Source organism: Pusillimonas sp. T2 (genome assembly GCF_002236805.1).
In the GTDB taxonomy this organism is placed as follows: Bacteria; Pseudomonadota; Gammaproteobacteria; order Burkholderiales; family Burkholderiaceae_B; genus Neopusillimonas.
Genome location: NZ_NIQA01000004.1, coordinates 25,462 through 43,208, shown reverse-complemented (window position 1 = coordinate 43,208; position 17,747 = coordinate 25,462). Strand labels below are relative to the sequence as shown.

Here is a 17,747-nt window from a genome sequence, read left to right as displayed (position 1 = left end):
TCTGTGCCGCCTATCGGTTAAAACGGTTGTTGCTGGCGCGTGGTACCAGACGGTTGTCAATGTAGGCTTGGCTGCGAATCTGGCTTAACCAGTCTTCGAATGCCGGGCCGGCCTGACGCTCGAACAATGCCTGACGCGCACGCATGCGTTTGAACTCGTCTTCCATGTCGCGTGTCCGACGCTCTTCGACCTGAATAATATGCCAGCCAAATTGCGTCAGCACGGGTTCACTGATTTGCCCCGGTTGCAGCCCATCCATAGCCTGCTGGAAGGGTTGTACAGTTTCACCCGGCGTCAACCAGCCCAAGTCGCCGCCCTCAGGCGCGGATGCATCGTCAGAAGAGCGACGTGCGACTTCAGCGAAATCTTCACCCATGACAATACGCTGACGCAAATCGCGAATACGCGTGAGCGCACGCTCTTCGGAGGTGACCTGATCGATCTTGATAAGAATATGGCGCGCACGCGTCTGGGTCACCATCATGGGCCCTTCTTGTGCAAACATTTCTTGCTGAGGTTGAGGTACCCCTGCGCTGGCAGCTTGCGACTGCCCCGGTTCGGGGCCGCGCGTGGTGACCTTGAGAATATGGAACCCGTTGCCACTTTGAACGATGTCGCTGACGGCGCCGGTAGCCACGTTGCTGACAGCACGCAAGAAGATGTCTGGCCAACCCTCGGTGGGGCGTACACCCATATTGCCGCCCTCGAGGGCTTCGGGGCCATCGGATGAGGCCGCTGCCACACTGGCGAAATCGGCACCCCCGCGCACGCGAGCCAGCAAGCTTTCGGCTTTAGCCCGCAGGTCTTGAATTTGCTGTGTCGATGCGCCTTCTGGAACTTGAACCAAAATCTGGGCCAAGCCCAGCTCGCGCGGTACCGTTTGCTGCGCCGCCGCGCCACGCTGTGCGCCGCCCAATAAATTACCCGAACGGCCCTGGCTGTTCAAAAAAGCATCGACCTCGGCATCGGAAACAACAATACGGCTGTCGACAGCACGCTGACGCACCATGTCGGTCAACATTTCTTGACGCAAAGAATCAAGATAATAAGACCAGGCCACGCCGGTTTTTTCGATCTCGGCTCGGAGCTTTTCTTTGGTCATGTTGTTACGCTGCGCAACAGAGCTCACAGCCTCTTGAAGCTGCTTATCGGTAACGTCAATGCGCAACCGCTCGGCTTCCTGACGCACCAAGGTTTCGGTGATCATGCGCTGCAACACCTGGCGACGCAAAATTTCGTCGTCAGGCACCTGAATGTTTTGGGCCTTAAGCTGCTTACGCGCTACCCGTACTTCGGCATCGACCTGCTGCAACGTAATCACTTGCTTGTTGACCACAGCGGCGATGCCGTCGGCAAAACGTTGTGGCTGCGGCGCGGCAGCAGGGGCTGCGGCTGACCTTGGCTGGGCGCTGCCCGCCTGGGGCCAAGAAAACAGCCCGACAACCGGAATCATCAGCACGGCAAGCCGGCGATTGATGTGCACACAACGCATTATTCGTACCTCTCGAAGGTGGTTTTGTTGGGTATCGGCGGCGTGACCGGCTCGTAACCCGGAATGTTTCGACCCAGGAAATTCAGCGGGTCAGTACCCAGCGACCCTAGGCCAGTCAGCTCGAGTTGCAGGAACAGCGCGGTATTTTTGTCGCCCAGCGACACCGAATACCGCTGGAACACCACACGCGCTGCCCAACAACAATCGCCTTTGTACTCAAGCCCCATAATGGTTTGCGTCGAACGCTTTTCCTGGATGGAGTAATCGACACGCCCCATGGCATAAATTTTTTGCGTCAGCGGCCACTGAGTAGACACGACCAGATTTTCTTTGGAGCGGTCGATGTAGCCTGGAATATTGAACCCGTTGGGGTTGCTGATTTGCTCTGGATCGCGCTCGTAACGATAAGTGGCCGACAATGTCGCCAGGCGCTTGGGGTGCCAACGCAAACCCGCCGTCATACGATTGCGCTCGTTAGATTCGGGATTGAACTGCGCATCGAAGCGCACATTGAGCTTGTCGGTAAGCGCAGCGTATACACCCACCAGATAATCAGACTTTTGGTCTACCCGGGGCTTGCCACCGGGCAGCGTTACCTGCCTGTCGGCAAAATAGCGTCGCTGAGCAACCGACAACGACAGACGCTCGACACCCGAATTCGCATCCAGCCAGCGTGACGTCAAACCAAGGGTCAGCTGATTGGCATCGGCGATACGATCCCAGCCGCCGCTGAAGTAGTTTTCGTCAAACGCTTGCCCAAAATTGAAGGTGGCCACACCGGTGTCGTATACCGGAATACTGGATTGATCGCGATAAGGCACCCGGAGGTAATACAAACGGGGCTCGAGCGTCTGAACGGCAGCCTTCCCGAAAAAGCTGGCATCGCGCTCGAAGGTCATGCCGGAATCAAGAGACATGATGGGCACGACCCGCGACTGCGTGCGGGGATAAGAGCTATACCCTGTGGCGCCGTACTGGCTGGGGGTATACCACTCGGTGTTGTACTGGCTTAAATGTACGCCCACTTTGGGGGTCACGTACCAACCCGAGCGCACGATGGGCAAGGCCACCGTGTTGTACGACTTGAAGCGCGTGCCGTCAGGCCCGAGTCGCTGCCCATCGACATAACCGGCGTAACCGCCGCCGTCGTAACGCGGCAATACAAACCGGGTGACATAGTTTGAAGACACCATGTCGAGCCCGTTCCAGTTGTAGCGCGCGCCGACAATATTAAGTTCGGGCTCTTTGTTGTAGGGCGGCGTACGATAAGCCGCACCCCCAGTTGTGTCTTGCAGGGTTTGATAGGTGTAATGCTGAACCGTTGCCGACCAATACGGGCTGCCGGCCCACCCTACCGTCAATATCCGCGGAAGGTAATCGATTGAAGCCTGGTTAATGCCAATCGTAGAGAAGTCGCGAAAGTAGTTGTCATCGGACACCGCATTGATGTCAGCCGACGCGTAGAACCCGTGCCCGAACGTCTGGGTATGCTGCCACGAATACATCCAGCGCTTGTTTTGCGTTTCTTTGTCGTTGGCCAGGTAAGAACCGGCCAACTGGCCGGTGTACGACTGCCCCAGGTAACGGAAATCAGCGCCCCATTGAACGCCCCGCTTCGACATATAGCGCGGCGTGACGGTCAAGTCGTAGTTAGGTGCAAGGTTAAAGTAATACGGTAGCGCGAATTCATAGCCCGAATTACTGGACCCGCCATAACTGGGGATGAGAAAACCGGATTTCCGCTCTTTGCGCAGCGGAAACGACAAATAAGGCGACGCCAGGATAGGCACCCCTTTGAAGTACAGCACGCCATTTCGGGCCACACCCTCATTTTCTTCGGTATCGAAGTCGACCCGAGGGGCCGATATGTACCAGGCCGGATCGGGGCACGGACAGGCCGCGTAGGTCATGTCGGTAAGCCGCATCTGCGATCGGCTGAATATTTGCGCGCGCTCGGCAGTACCGGAGCCGCCCCCCGCGCCCAGCCAGAAATCGGGCGTAGTGATTTCGCCGGTATCGCTGTCGAAGTTGTAATGCAGTTCGGGGCCACGGATGATGTTGCCATCACGCATCATCATGCCATCGCCCCAGACGTCGACCTGTCCGGTATTGCGTTGGTAATCGATGCGGTCACCCTTGACCACGGAATCGATGCGACGCACCTGGGCCTTGCCCGTCAGGGTCAACTTGCCGTCTGGGTCGGTTTCGACCTGATCAGCCACAATGAATGACGTTTTGTCGTCGTCTTTAAGGCCACCATGTACACGCAACTGACTTGATTCGGCCAACTGGGGCTGCGCCTCAGCTGGTATTTCGGTAATGGTTAGCTTGGGCACAGGCATGGTGGCGTCACGCCCGCTGGCCTGTGCTGCCGACACGCTGGTCATCGCCAAAAGAACTGCCCACCCAACAAAACGCACGAGAGTATCGCCCCAGAAAACGGATTATGATTTTGGCCACCAGGCCGCAACAAATATTTGCAACCCGGTATTATAGGAGAAGCCGGTCTGCCGAAGATCACGACACTATAACTTGACTCGACACTTTATTGTCTGCCCAATGAACTCATCGCTGCATACACATGATCAAACCCGCCTGAATGCACTAAAAAGCTGGCTACAGGCACTTGCGCCAGCACACGGCCTTGATCTCGACACCCTGGCAACAGCCTCGGCCGATGCCAGTTTCCGTCGTTATTTCCGTCTGCAGGCGCGCAACGGCACGCTGGTTGTCATGGACGCTCCCCCGCCCAACGAAGATTGCCGCCCTTTTATACACGTAACGTCCTTGCTCCGCGATACCGGCCTTAACGTGCCATCGATTCTGGCGCAAGATATCGACCAAGGCTTTTTGCTGCTGTCAGACCTGGGCCCACAAACTTATTACCAAGCCATACAGTCGGGCCTGAGCGATACCGAACTTCAGCTGCGTTATCGCGAAGCCTTGGCGGCGTTGGTGCAAATGCAGGGGGCCCAAACTACCAACCTGCCCGCCTACGACAAAAGCCGTTTGCAGCAAGAACTTTCTGTTTTCCCCGAATGGTTCGTCGCCCGGCACTGCAAAGCCGAACTCACCGAAAAAGAGTCGCAGCAACTTTCGGTCATTTTCGAGACACTACTCGAGGACAACGTCAAGCAGGGTACGGTACTGGTCCATCGCGACTTCCACTCACCCAACCTGATGCTGTGTACCGAGGCACGCTACGGCGCCAACCCCGGGATCATCGACTATCAAGACGCCCTGGCAGGGCCCATTACCTACGACATCGCATCGCTGGTCATGGATGCCCGCACCACCTGGGAAGAACCGCAACAACTCGACTGGGCGATCAGATACTGGGAAATGGCACGCAAAGCCGGCCTGCCCATCGCCGCCGACTTTGCCGACTTCCATCGGGCCTACGAATGGATGAGCCTGCAACGCAATTTGCGCATTATGGGGGTCTTCGCCCGCTTATCCCACCGCGACGGCAAACACCACTACCTAGATCATATGCCGCGCGTCAGCAATTACGTGCGCCAGGTAGCCTCGCGTTACGGGGTCTTCATCCCCTTGCTGCGTATGCTCGACCGGCTTGAAAACCGCAAAGTCATAGAAGGTTATACATTCTGATGCGTGCCATGATTTTAGCGGCGGGCCGTGGCGAACGCATGCGGCCGCTTACTGACCACACGCCCAAACCGTTACTGAGCGTTGCGGGCAAGCCGCTTATCCAATGGCACATCGAACGTCTGGTCAAGGCCGGCATAACGCAAATCGTCATTAATCATGCCTGGCTGGGCCATAAAATAGAAGCTGCGCTAGGAACAGGTCATGCCTTGGGTGCGCACCTTCAGTATTCGCCCGAGCCCACTGCCCTGGAAACCGCTGGCGGCATTGCCAAAGCGCTGCCTCTGCTGGGCGAAGCTCCCTTTCTGGTTGTTAATGGCGACGTATGGTGCAACTGGCCATTTGAATCGGCCCAACACATGGCCGATCAATTATCCGGGCAAAGCAAACAAGCCTGGCTGTTGTTGGTCAACAACCCCGACCACCACCCTCAAGGCGACTTTTATCTTGAAACAAACGGCCACATTCGTCCCGACCCTTCAGACGGCATTACAGGTAAGCTTACGTTTTCCGGCATAGGTGTTTACGCCCCCGCGCTGTTCAACGAGTTGCCTGTTAACCAGCCCGCACCGTTGGCGCCCTTGCTGCGGGCTGCCATGGCAAAGCAACAAGTCATCGGCACGCATTACAATGGCGCTTGGGTCGACGTTGGCACACCCGAACGGCTGGCTGCACTTGAGCAGCAACTGGTCGCTCAACCACGGGGTTGAGCTCACTCACGTAAACACACTCTGGCGCGGGCGCAAGCACCGTGCCCGAAGCCCTTGATATCACGTCTGCCAATCACAGGAAGTAAAACATGGCACTATTCGGTTCCTCTAAACGCACAGCTTTCAAACCCACGCCCTATGGCTCAACGCGCAAAAAACGCCGCGTGCCACGCTGGCTGATTTTGATGCTGACCGGTGTGGTGTTGGGGTCCGGCGGACTGCTGTTTATACAAAAAAGCTACGGCCCGACCTTGCTGACGGTCGAACAAGCCGACCAGCTTCGCCAGGATCTAAACAGCACAAATCTGGACAAACAGCGCCTGCTAACACAGGTTGACCGCCAAACTCACGAACTCGACGAGTTGCGTAGCGCACTTGAAAAACAGACAGTGCGGGCCGACAGCGCTGAAAAGAACTACAAGCAACTTAGCGAAAGCGTACAAGTGCTTGCAGATGCGGTGCCGGCCGACCCTCGCGGCACATCGCCGGGCATACGGGCTGCCGACTTTACCCTTGTCAATGGCCAGCTGGCCTACAAGCTGCTGGTCATGCAAAACAGCGCCGAAGCGCCAGCATTTCAAGGCAAGATGGATTTCGCCGTTGAAGGACGCTACCCCAACGGGCACTCAACCACGGTCGATATACCCGTCAGCACAGTAGAAATCGGCCACTACACGGCCCTAACAGGGGCCGCCGAACTGCCACGCGCGTTTACGCCTGTACAAGTCACGATACGTATTCGCGACCAGGCCGACAAGCTGGCGGCAACGCGTACCATTCGGGTAACGCGCTAAATCCGTCTATCGGGCTATACAACCGCCCGCTGCAACGCGACCTCCACATAAAAAAAGCGCCGGTTTCCCGGCGCTTTTTTTTCAGCAGGCAGCGCCCCATCTGTGCCAAAGCGAACGTGCCCCGCGGCAATGGATGCAAAGCGTGCAACCACGGCTAGCGCATAAACGAAAAGGGCCGCGTCTTTTGGACGCGGCCCTTTGAATTTTGTGGTGGGTTGACTGGGATTCGAACCCAGGACCAACGGATTAAAAGTCCGGTGCTCTACCGACTGAGCTACCAACCCGACCGAAGAATTAAATTATGACATAAACTTTATCGGTCTGTCAAATAAAAACCAAGAAATTTTAAATTTTTTTGGTTTTTACTCCGGAAAACATGGCGACAAAAAAACGTCGTTTTATTTCCGAAGGGCGCTAGTTTACCTCATTCTTGAGATTCGTACTTCGGCGCCGCGACGTTTTACCTCAAGACCCTCGGATGGCAAGATTTTCAAGCCTTCAAGACCCTTGATATAACTGGACCCTTGCATCTGCATGACTCGAATCTTATTGCGCATAACGGCAGGGCTATGCTCGGGCATACCAAACAACCAGACCTCTTCGAGCAAACGTGCTGAATTGAATTCGGAGGTATGCGGCGCCACCGGCCCCAAGCACAGCATTTGCCCCTCGCGACCAAATACCGGCAAAGTATCAAGCCCGGCATCGACCAACAGCGTTGTCCCGCCCTCGTAGCGCCACCCCGTGTTCAGATCCCACCAGGCGGCCCCTTCGGGCAAGTACACTTTTACCTGGCGACCAGGCTGCGTTGCGGGCGCAACCAGCAATGCCGGCCCCAGCATATATTGGGTGTCCCAAGCATGGGCAACGACATCATCGGGAAACACCATGGCCATCGTGCGCTGAACCGGCAAACCTGTACGCACAGCATCTTCGATGATGCCAAGCACGTAAGGCACCAAACGATAACGCCACTGCAACCAATGTTTAACCAACGCCTGTGTCTGGGCATCGAACGCCTGCGGCAACAAAGCCTCTGCCGCCTGAAAACTGAAATTAGCCGAGAACACGCACGCGGCCAACCAGCGCACGTAAAGTTCTGGTGTCAGGTTGGCCACAGATGCCGCCGCGTTGCCCAACGCATGCATTTGCACGGGCACGCCGCTGGCCCCAACCGAAAGCGCCGTACGCAGCGAACGCTCAAAGCCCGCCCAATCGTTGGAAACAGCTGGGCCCGACTGCCACGCAAACCGCTGCACCGCAGGGAAAAGGTCGTTGCTGAACACCACGCCTTCTTGCGGTGTCTTGTGACCCGCTACGGCATCGAACAAGGCACGGCGAGCCAGCAAGGGGTAGACAACTCGAAGCTGCGCCCCGGACTCGCCCCCGCGTGCCGTAATGCCGTCTGGGATATTAAACTGCGCGTCGCACACTGGAGCGCCGATGCCATCATCAAAAACCTGACGCTGACGTTCGGACCAGGCCTTGTAGACATCTTTATTGGTCAGGTCGAGCAAACCGAACGGTCGCCCGGCGCTGGCCGGCGTGCCGTCAAAGACATGCGCATTGCCGTCGTCGTCATTGATCAGTAACCAACCGCGGTCTTCCCACTCTTCGAACAATACGGTATCGGCTAGCACACCCGGGAAGGTAGGCACAGCCACTTGCGCATTCAGTTTTGCAAATTCGGCAATCAGGGCTTTCGGGTCGGGCACGCGCCCGGCGTCCCACTCGAAAACCGGTTTGTCGGCCTGAAACCCATAAGGTGCCGGACCCGTGAGACGAACCGCATCAAACGAAAAAGCGGCGTCGCGAAGCTTGCGTGCCACCGACAGCAGTTCAGCAGTGGATTGACCCGGCGCCTGATCAAGCCAGACGCCCATGGGCCACAGGCCGGGCTGGCCTGCACGCCCTGTCAGGGCAGTGTATTGGTTGAGAATTTCGGACGGATCACCCGCAAACAGAAACACATCGAGGACATCGTCGTGAAGTGCCAGCGTATACAGCCCAGGATCGGTATCGCCCAGGTCGTGACAAACACGCGAAAGCGTATTGGCATACACCCCCCAACCGGTCGGGCACCACAACAACGGCAGTGCGCGGCTATCGGGCAAGTCACTGATCAGTGTTTGTCCTCTGCGGTCGAAGTCGCCAGCGGTTTCGCCCAAGCCGAATAATGACTCTTCATCATCGAGTTCGAAGTGGGCATGCCAGACAAGGCCCGCATCGGTGCCACATTGCGCTAGCGCTGGTGTACCAGAAGCAAGCAGCAGGTGCTCGCCCCGCAGTAACGACCAGCAGCCGTTGGACTGGATTTCAAGCGAAATATCGCCCTGCTCGATGCACCATGCGTTGCCACCGCCATCGAGCACTGAGCTGACCGCAAGCTCGCTTACGGGCTCGGGGCGCACCAGCAACATCTCGGCGTGTCGCACGGCACGCGCGGACGGCTTTTCGGGTGACAGCAATGCCAGCGCGCCGCACTGCAGGCGGAACACGCCCGGCGCATGGGCTTCGATGCGCAGATACGAATCGGTATCGGCGATCTGAAAATCAACCGTCGTTGATTTTGCGCTTATAAATTTCAGAAGATCGATGGGCTTCACGTTTTCAAGGTCAGACTTTGGCGACACAGCGCATTCCCTGGGCTTAAAGCCTCAAAGCATTCAAAAGACGTTATTTTGACGGATTTACGCTATAAAACAAAATCGTTTCTTGTTTTTCGACCTAATCCCGCCACTCAAGACACCGATTTTCTGGTGACCCGGCATATTATGGGGCCGTTATCACTAACCGATGCAACTTTTAACGCTTGCCAGGCGCAATGGCCATCAACAGTTCACGCTCTAGTGGCAGCGGTTCGCAACAGACCGACGCAGCGATAATTTCGGCAGCAAGCGCCGCCCAGCTCAACCCCCTGGACCCATACGCGCAGGCCACCCAAACGCCGTTTGCCCCCAAAAGCTCACCCACAACGGGCAACCGACCGGGCACCACCGCCCGCCAGCCCGACCACCCGCCTACGACCGCATCAGGTAATCGTTGTATTGTTTCTGCCGACAAAAACGCGCCCAACTTTTCAATGATATCGTCGTGGCCTGCCTGCGTCACAGCGGGCGTTTCAGCACCCAATGCGTAAGTCCCGCCGGCTACATTAACTCCATCGACCGATGGCAGCCAATAGCCGGGGCCGTCAATCACTACGTTCGGATTGGCGGCAGTGCGCTGTGTGTCGAAGTAGCTGACTTGGCCCGCAATAGCCTGCAATTGCCGCAATCGCGGCGCCCGATCCAACAACCCACTGCGTTGCAAGAGAGGGACCACACCAGCGGCATTCGCCACAACTACGGTGGCAGCCTGAGCCAGGACATGATCACCGGCGCTGCGCAGCAACCAGCCCCCATCATCGGCCCGCTCAAGCCGGTGCCCAGCGGCCGAAATGCGCCGCACAAGTGGCGATGACGTTAGTGCGGCGATCAGCGCCCCTGGCCTGATGAGCAAACCATCGGCAAACAATACCCCCGGCACAGACAAAGGCACAGCCGCGGCAAGCGATGCGGTAAGCGAAGTTTGCCAGCGGGCCCAGCCCGCGGGAAAGCCTCCGCCTTCCAGCGCCGCACGCACACGATCAACCTCATCGGCATCACCGGCCAAACCGAGCGTCCCGGTTTGAAGCGGCCTGGCGTCGGCCGCGAGCGCTTGCCAGCGCTGCCACGCCAGACGAACGCCTGACCGCGTCAGACGCGCCCGGTAATCGTCGTCGCGCGAGACCACCGGTGTGGCCGCTGCCGCCAGATGCCCTGCATGAACTCCTTGTGCTGATCGAGAAAAAGCAGGATCAATAATATCTACCTTACGACCCCGGGAGGCAAACGCCCATGCGACAGCGGCCCCGGCAATACCGCCGCCAATGACCATCACCGGCGCCACAGACAAGGCTCTGCCCTGTTCGGGGAACGCAAGATGGGCGCCATGAAAAATGCCGGGGCGCAACCTCGCCACACAAACCTCAGCAAGATCGCCGCTTGCCGTCGGCACAATAAACCCTGCCTTTTTGAGTCCTTTTCCGAGATCACTGGAAACATCGACGGCCGGCAATGCCACACTGGCCTCGCGTGCCGCCATGCGGGCCAATTGCCCGTAAGGGGAATACCCACCGGTTTGCGCACCGACGGTGGCCAGCATCGCATCGACAAAATAATGATCAACACGGGCCTCGGCCTGCATCAGCGCCTTCCAAAGCGGCATGTGGAACAGGGTCAATGTGACCGCCCCACCCTCAAAATCGAGGCGACTGACACCCGGCAACGGCGCATAGACAGATTGCGCAACGCGCAGCGCTTCATGACACGCTGCCTCATCGTCGGACGCAAAAAGCCATGGGTCGCCAGCCGGGTTGACGTCGGCCGGGCAAAATCCCACGTAATGCAATCGCTCAGAACGATTCGCATCGCTACGCCAAGTCGACCAGGTTGAAATGAATCGATGCCCGGCGCCGAACGCTGTGTCGCACACCGTAAATGACGAACGCCCCCGCCACCCGACCGGTAAGCCGCTTGCCGACAACCATGCCTGCGTCGGTATTGCCAGGCTGCAGGGAGAATCACTCATTACGTTTTATTAATTCTGTCAGAGACGGCACGCATAATGTTGCGTAAACTTATAGGTCGAAGGCAACAGTAAAAATCGGCATGAATACACAATCACTTCACCTTGGCGAAAACCTCGAGACCGCTGTGCGCGCAGCCCGCGCTGGCGCTGCAATACTGCAGTCGTATGCGCATCGTCGACAAGACCTGATCATCGACAAAAAGGCCCGTAACGACCTCGTATCGCAGGCCGACCGCGAAGCAGAGCTAGCCATTTTAGAGGTTCTTAAAACCGACACACCACAATTTGGCATTGTGGCTGAAGAAACTGGCGGCGACGTCAACGGCCTGGCCACCTGGTACATCGACCCGCTCGACGGTACAACCAACTTTCTGCATGGCATCCCGCATTACGCCGTTTCTATTGCCCTGGTCGCGCACATTGGCACGCAATTGCCAGGCGTGGGCGCGCTGACCCAAGATACGCCGGTCATCGGGGTCGTCTACGACCCGTGCCGCGAAGAGCTTTTCACTGCACTACACGACAGTGGCGCATGGCTAAACGGTCATCGTATTAACTGCTCGCATACCGACACACTGACCGAAGCCTTGTTGGCCACAGGCCTGCCCTTTCGCGACTTCAGTTTCTACGACTCGTACATGCCCACGCTAACCCAGGCCATGCACAATACCCGCGGGGTTCGGCGCTTTGGTTCGGCGGCGCTCGACCTGGCCTGGACAGCGTGCGGCCGCTACGACGGCTACTGGGAAATGGGCCTGGCCTCATGGGATGTCGCCGCAGGCACCCTGCTGGTCCGTGAAGCGGGCGGCGTGGCCGACGACATCAACGGCCATACCCCATGGCCTATTGGCGGCAATATCTATGCAGCCAACAAGCGGTTGGCCCAGCCCATGCAGCAATTGGCCCAAGGCAAACTCGCGTCATCCAATCCATCCAGTCAATCCGGGCAAACATCATGAAGCTTGTCGAACCTTTGGTCAGCTGGCAACCCGAAATCGCCGCCATTCGTCGCGACATCCACGCACACCCCGAACTGGCCTACGAAGAGTTCCGTACGGCCGATGTCGTGGCCGAGCTACTCTCAAAGTGGGAGATCCCGGTACACCGTGGGCTGGGCGTTACAGGGGTCGTTGGCACCATTACAGGCAACAGACCGGGTAAAGCTGTAGGGTTGCGCGCCGACATGGATGCCTTGCCCATGCAAGAAACCAACAGCTTTGCGCATGCCAGCAAACACGACGGCAAAATGCACGCCTGTGGCCACGATGGTCATACAGCCATGTTGTTGGCGGCAGCCCGATATCTCGCACAAAGTCGCGATTTCCCGGGTACGGTATATGTCATTTTCCAGCCTGCAGAAGAAGGCTTCAGCGGCGCAAAACGCATGATCGACGATGGCCTGTTCGACCTGTTCCCGATCGATGCCGTATTCGGCATGCACAACTGGCCCGGCATGCCTGCGGGCAGTTTCGGGGTCATCCCAGGCCCCATCATGGGCGGCAGCAACAATTTCGAAATCACCCTACAAGGCAAAGGCGCCCATGCAGCCATGCCAAACTTGGGCAACGACCCCATCATGGCGGCAGTGCAAATTGTGCAGTCGCTGCAAACCACGATTACCCGCAACCTCGACCCACTCGAGCCAGCCGTCTTAAGTGTGACGCAAATTCATGGCGGCACCGCCGACAACGTCATACCCGACACCACCGAAATTCGAGGCACGGTACGCACGCTGTCCGAAGCTGCACTCGACCTTATCGAACAACGCATGGACGACATCATCAGGCACACGGCTGAAGCCTTCAACTGCGCGTCAAACTTTGTTTTTGCCCGAAAATACCCGCCTACGGTCAACCACGCGGCAGAGGCGGCTCTTTGCGCCGACGTGGCTCGCGACATCGTCGGCGATGACCTGGTATTTCAAGACATCCGACCCTCTATGGGCGCCGAAGACTTCGCCTTCATGCTCAAAGAAAAGCCGGGCTGTTATGTCTGGATAGGCAACGGCGACGGCGACCATCGCACCAAGGGCCACGGTCTTGGGCCTTGCACGCTGCACAACGGGAGCTACGACTTCAACGACAATCTGCTGCCCATCGGGGCCAGCTACTGGGTCGAGCTGGCTTGCCGCTGGCTTCGCCAGGCCAACTGAAGGTCGCGCCTACCCATGCAGCAAACACCACCTCCCGCGCAACAACCCGTCAACGAGCCCATCACCATTCCGCGGCGCCTCGACCCCGAAGACGCCCAGCAAGCGCTGCAAAAGCTTCAGGGTATCCTGAAACGGCAAGAAGTTGTCGAGGCCCTCGCGCATCGCCAGTACGAAGAAGACGACAAATCCAACCTGCTCGAAGGGATTCTGCATCGTCAGCACGAAAGCGAAATCAAAGACATTATCAACGACCTGCATCCGTCTGATATTGCCTTCATTCTCGAATCCCTGCCCGTCGACGAGCGCCAGGCCGTCTGGCAACTGGTCAACCCCAAATTCGATGCCGACGTTCTGCTCGAGATCGATGACTGGGCGCGCGAGTCTCTCATCAAGTCGATGGATCGCAAAGACCTCGTGGCCGCCACCGAGGCGATGGACGCCGACGAGATCGCCGACCTGGTCGCCGATCTGCCACCCGACGTCGTTGCCGAAGTCCAAAAAGGGCTGACCGACGAAGAGCGGGCACAACTCATCGAGGCCATGGGTTACCCCGAAGGCACGGTGGGCGCCATCATGGACTTCGAAATGGTCCGGGTGCGCGAAGATGTCTCGCTTGAGGTCGTGTTGCGTTACCTGCGCCGCCTGCAAGAGCTCCCCGACCACACCGACCAGATCTTTGTGGTCGACCGACAAGACAAGCTGCAAGGCGTTTTGCCGGTTTCAAGACTGCTGGTCAGCGAACCCGAAGTCGATGTGAAAGAGGTCATGCATACCGACTTTCTCACGCTCAACCCGCTCGACTCCGACGCCGATGCGGCAGGGGCTTTCGAACGCTACGATCTGGTCTCGGCCCCCGTCATCGACGACCAGGGCCGCTTGATCGGCCGCGTCACCATCGCCGAAGTGGTTGACGTGATTCAAGAAGACTCACAAGAGCAGGCACTGTCTCGTGCCGGTCTGCAAGAAGAAGACATGTTCGCGCCGGTGGTCAGCGCCATCCGCAACCGCGCACCCTGGCTGCTGGTCAATCTGATTACCGCATCGGTCGCGTCATTCGTCGCGTCCCGCTTCGAAGACACCGTCAGCCACATTGTCATTCTGGCGTTTTTGATGTCCATCGTCGCCGGTATCGGCGGCAACTCGGGCAACCAAACCATGACCATGGTCATCCGGGCGCTGGCCATGGGGCGCGTCACCGGTTCTTCGGCCTGGCGACTGGTCCAACGCGAGTTAAAAGTCACCTTCATGGTGGGCGCTTGCGGCAGTCTGGTCGCCGCCAGCTTTGCCTGGTGGATTTCCGGCGAATGGGCCATTGCTCTGGTCATGATGATCGCCATGATCGGCAACATGCTTATTGGTGCCGCGCTGGGTGTACTTATCCCGGTGCTGCGCGACCGCTTCGGCAAAGACCCCGCCATGGGCTCTTCGGTGCTGCTTACCTTTGCCACCGACTCGTTAGGCTTCTTTATTTTCCTGGGCCTGGCGTCTTTGTTTCTGCTCTAAGCTAAGGTGACAGGCCCTATAAGCCTTGCCACTGCACAACGCCCCTTCACATATCGCCATAAAAAAACACCCCAAAATCTGGATTAGCCTCCAGCTCTTGGGGTGTAATTTATTAGCCTGACCGCGCGTTAACTTAACTTGCCGTGGCAGTGCTTGTACTTTTTACCGCTACCGCAAGGGCACGCATCATTTCGCCCTACTTTAGGTACACCACCCAACGCCCCCATCGACGCAGGCTCTTCTTCCAAGCCAGGGTCTGTACCGCTAAGTGCGGCATCATAGTCGGAGTGATGGTAGGTGACGCTACCCACGCCAGACGGCTCGGGCTCGGCAACCTCGACTTGCTCGGGCGTTTGAATACGTACAGTCATCAATACCCGAACCACTTCCGTACGCACCCGGTCGAGCATATCGGAAAATAGCTCGAAGGCTTCGCGTTTGTATTCTTGCTTAGGATCTTTTTGAGCATAACCCCGCAAATGAATACCCTGACGCAAGTGATCGAGGGCTGACAAGTGGTTACGCCAGTTGGTGTCGATGGCCTGGAGCAGCACCGAGCGTTCGAACGGCGCCCAGTTGTCGCGACCGACAAGCTCAACCTTGGCCTGATACAACCGCAGCGCTTCGGCCTGCACGCGCTCTAGCAGATCCTCATCGGTAAGATTGGGCTCTTTCTCGAGCATATCGGCCAAGGGCAGGACAATAGCCCAGTCGGACTCGAGCGTTGCCTGCAACGCGGCGATATCCCACTGGTCTTCGACTGACTCTTCAGGCACATAGGCGCGGAACGTTTCCACGATGGTGGCATTGAGCAAATTGACCACCGTGTCGCCGACATCCGCTGCGTCGAGCACATCGTTGCGCTGAGCATAAAGCACTTTGCGCTGATCATTGGACACGTCGTCGAACTGCAGCAACTGCTTGCGGATATCGAAGTTACGTGCCTCTACCTTGCGCTGTGCAGACTCGATGGAGCGAGACACCATGCGCGCTTCGATAGGCTCGCCCTCGGGCAAACGCAAACGTTCCATAATGGCACGCACCCGATCGCCTGCAAAAATCCGCATCAGGGAGTCTTCGAGGGACAAGTAAAAACGCGAAGAACCGGGATCACCCTGACGACCGGCGCGGCCACGCAGCTGGTTGTCGATTCGCCGTGACTCGTGGCGCTCGGTACCAATAATACGTAAGCCCCCTGCTGTCTTAACTTGCTCGTTCAGGGGTTGCCACTCTTGCTTGACCCGCTGGACGCGAGCCTGCTTTTCGTCTTCAGACAATGATTCATCGGCACGGATCAGATCGACCTGCTTGTCGATGCTGCCGCCGAGCACGATATCGGTACCCCGACCTGCCATATTGGTGGCGATGGTAATACGGCCCGGCTTACCTGCTTCGGCAACAATTTCGGCCTCGCGCGCGTGCTGCTTGGCGTTCAGCACCTCGTGAACCAGCCCGGCCTTGCCCAGCAAGGTCGACAGGCGCTCTGAGTTTTCGATGCTGGTCGTACCGACCAACACCGGCTGACCACGCTCTTGACAGTCTTTGATGTCGGCCAGAATGGCGTTGTACTTTTCGTCGTCAGTTTTGAACACCTGATCGTTCTGGTCGATACGGAGCATAGGACGATTGGTCGGGATCAGTACGGTCTCAAGACCGTAAATTTCCTGAAACTCGTAGGCTTCGGTATCGGCGGTACCCGTCATGCCCGACAACTTCTCGTACATACGGAAATAGTTCTGGAACGTAATGGAAGCCAGTGTCTGGTTTTCGTTCTGGATCTTTACGCCTTCTTTGGCCTCGACTGCCTGGTGCAGACCATCGGACCAGCGACGGCCCGCCATGAGGCGACCGGTGAACTCGTCGACGATAACGACTTCGTCGTCGGCCACCACATAATGCTGGTCGCGATGGAACAAATTGTGCGCCCGCAACGCAACCATTAAATGGTGAATAAGGGAAATATGACGCGGGTCGTACAAAGACTCGCCCTCGGGGAGCAAACCGATGCGCGACAAGATCTCTTCGGCGTGCTCCATGCCCGACTCAGACAAGTGCACCTGCTGGCCTTTTTCGTCGACCCAGAAATCGCCTTCCGGCTCCGGCTCGTGGGGCTTTGGCTCGGAGGCCATGCGCACCATCATGGGCGGTACCGCATTCATGCGAATGTAAAGATCGGTGTGATCTTCGGCCTGACCGGAGATAATCAACGGCGTACGAGCTTCGTCGATAAGAATCGAGTCGACCTCGTCGACAATCGCGAAATTCAGGCCACGTTGACGCCGATCTTCTGAGCGATACTCCATGTTGTCGCGCAGGTAATCGAAGCCGAACTCGTTGTTGGTGCCGTACGTAATATCAGCGGCATATGCTGCAATTTTTTCGTCGTTTTCTTGCTGGGGCACGACAACGCCCACAGACAGCCCCAGGAAGTTATACAAACGTCCCATCCAGCCGGCATCGCGACGTGCAAGGTAATCGTTCACGGTAACCACATGAACACCCTTACCCGCCAGGGCATTCAGGTAAACCGCCAGGGTGGCCATGAGGGTTTTACCTTCGCCAGTGCGCATCTCGGCAATTTTGCCGTTATGCAAGGCAATAGCCCCGAGCATCTGGACATCGAAGTGCCGCATGCCAAAAACACGCTTGCTGGCTTCGCGAACCACGGCAAATGCTTCCGGCAATAAGCTGTCGAGCGTTTTACCTTCGGCCAACCGCGCTTTGAACTGGGTTGTTTTTTCCCGGAGCTCGTCGTCGGACAGCGCCTGAAGCGACGGTTCGAGGGCATTGATTTGCCCGACCAGCTTTCGATACTGTTTGAGGATCCGGTCGTTGCGGGAACCTAAAAGCTTTTTAAGCAGAGAAACCATAGTTCT

11 protein-coding genes and 1 tRNA gene are annotated in these 17,747 nt (G+C 57.5%); 6 read left to right on the top strand and 6 right to left on the bottom strand.

Annotation, left to right across the window (positions count from 1 at the left end):
- Positions 1–10 precede the first annotated feature (10 nt).
- Both PuT2_RS08395 and PuT2_RS08390 read right to left on the bottom strand, forming a co-directional pair.
- Positions 11–1,495, bottom strand: a complete 1,485-nt coding sequence (locus tag PuT2_RS08395; RefSeq protein ID WP_370318037.1) for a peptidylprolyl isomerase — start codon at positions 1,493–1,495, stop codon at positions 11–13.
- Entirely contained in the window at positions 1,492–3,912 is a 2,421-nt protein-coding gene (locus tag PuT2_RS08390; protein WP_371596593.1) for an LPS-assembly protein LptD, read from the bottom strand. Before PuT2_RS08390 ends, PuT2_RS08395 begins: the two co-directional genes overlap by 4 nt.
- Before the next feature lie 139 nt (positions 3,913–4,051).
- Here PuT2_RS08390 and PuT2_RS08385 point away from each other — a divergent pair, with 139 nt between their 5' ends.
- The 3 genes from PuT2_RS08385 to PuT2_RS08375 all read left to right on the top strand — a co-directional run bounded on the left by PuT2_RS08385 (position 4,052) and on the right by PuT2_RS08375 (position 6,605).
- Entirely contained in the window at positions 4,052–5,104 is a 1,053-nt protein-coding gene (locus PuT2_RS08385) for an aminoglycoside phosphotransferase family protein (protein WP_093970598.1), read from the top strand.
- Positions 5,104–5,811: an N-acetylmuramate alpha-1-phosphate uridylyltransferase MurU gene (gene murU, locus PuT2_RS08380; RefSeq protein WP_093970597.1), complete on the top strand. Its 708-nt coding sequence runs from the start codon at positions 5,104–5,106 to the stop codon at positions 5,809–5,811. Before PuT2_RS08385 ends, murU begins: the two co-directional genes overlap by 1 nt.
- Before the next feature lie 89 nt (positions 5,812–5,900).
- Positions 5,901–6,605 (top strand): hypothetical protein, encoded by a 705-nt coding sequence (locus tag PuT2_RS08375; protein WP_093970596.1) that lies wholly within the window; start codon positions 5,901–5,903, stop codon positions 6,603–6,605.
- 208 nt (positions 6,606–6,813) lie between these two features.
- Here PuT2_RS08375 and PuT2_RS08365 read toward each other — a convergent pair.
- The 3 genes from PuT2_RS08365 to PuT2_RS08355 all read right to left on the bottom strand — a co-directional run bounded on the left by PuT2_RS08365 (position 6,814) and on the right by PuT2_RS08355 (position 11,216).
- Positions 6,814–6,889, bottom strand: a tRNA-Lys gene (locus PuT2_RS08365).
- A gap of 135 nt (positions 6,890–7,024) precedes the next feature.
- Positions 7,025–9,238, bottom strand: a complete 2,214-nt coding sequence (locus PuT2_RS08360; RefSeq protein WP_093970594.1) for a glycoside hydrolase family 31 protein — start codon at positions 9,236–9,238, stop codon at positions 7,025–7,027.
- A 172-nt stretch (positions 9,239–9,410) separates the two neighbouring features.
- Positions 9,411–11,216, bottom strand: a complete 1,806-nt coding sequence (locus PuT2_RS08355; RefSeq protein ID WP_093970593.1) for an FAD-dependent oxidoreductase — start codon at positions 11,214–11,216, stop codon at positions 9,411–9,413.
- 80 nt (positions 11,217–11,296) lie between these two features.
- Here PuT2_RS08355 and PuT2_RS08350 point away from each other — a divergent pair, with 80 nt between their 5' ends.
- The 3 genes from PuT2_RS08350 to mgtE are packed head-to-tail and all read left to right on the top strand — an operon-like array spanning position 11,297 to position 14,871.
- Positions 11,297–12,175, top strand: coding sequence for an inositol monophosphatase family protein (locus PuT2_RS08350; RefSeq protein WP_093970592.1), 879 nt, complete (start codon positions 11,297–11,299; stop codon positions 12,173–12,175).
- A complete protein-coding gene (locus PuT2_RS08345) occupies positions 12,172–13,368 on the top strand; it encodes a M20 aminoacylase family protein (protein ID WP_093970591.1) in 1,197 nt (398 codons plus the stop codon). The genes PuT2_RS08350 and PuT2_RS08345 overlap by 4 nt, the downstream gene beginning before the upstream one ends.
- Before the next feature lie 15 nt (positions 13,369–13,383).
- Complete coding sequence (gene mgtE, locus PuT2_RS08340) at positions 13,384–14,871, top strand: magnesium transporter (protein ID WP_093970590.1); 1,488 nt, start codon at positions 13,384–13,386, stop codon at positions 14,869–14,871.
- A gap of 128 nt (positions 14,872–14,999) precedes the next feature.
- Here the strand turns inward: mgtE and secA are convergent, their stop codons facing one another.
- Positions 15,000–17,741 carry a preprotein translocase subunit SecA gene (gene secA, locus PuT2_RS08335; RefSeq protein ID WP_093970589.1) on the bottom strand — a complete coding sequence of 914 codons (2,742 nt, stop codon included), beginning with the start codon at positions 17,739–17,741 and terminating at the stop codon, positions 15,000–15,002.
- Between the last annotated feature and the right edge of the window lie 6 nt (positions 17,742–17,747).

Bases quoted from the DNA above. Each gene is read 5' to 3' on its own strand.
- mgtE (WP_093970590.1), top strand. From the start codon at position 13,384: ATGCAGCAAACACCACCTCCCGCGCAACAACCCGTCAACGAGCCCATC.
- PuT2_RS08350 (WP_093970592.1), top strand. From the start codon at position 11,297: ATGAATACACAATCACTTCACCTTGGCGAAAACCTCGAGACCGCTGTG.
- PuT2_RS08385 (WP_093970598.1), top strand. From the start codon at position 4,052: ATGAACTCATCGCTGCATACACATGATCAAACCCGCCTGAATGCACTA.
- PuT2_RS08375 (WP_093970596.1), top strand. From the start codon at position 5,901: ATGGCACTATTCGGTTCCTCTAAACGCACAGCTTTCAAACCCACGCCC.
- murU (WP_093970597.1), top strand. From the start codon at position 5,104: ATGCGTGCCATGATTTTAGCGGCGGGCCGTGGCGAACGCATGCGGCCG.
- PuT2_RS08355 (WP_093970593.1), bottom strand. From the start codon at position 11,216: ATGAGTGATTCTCCCTGCAGCCTGGCAATACCGACGCAGGCATGGTTG.
- PuT2_RS08345 (WP_093970591.1), top strand. From the start codon at position 12,172: ATGAAGCTTGTCGAACCTTTGGTCAGCTGGCAACCCGAAATCGCCGCC.
- secA (WP_093970589.1), bottom strand. From the start codon at position 17,741: ATGGTTTCTCTGCTTAAAAAGCTTTTAGGTTCCCGCAACGACCGGATC.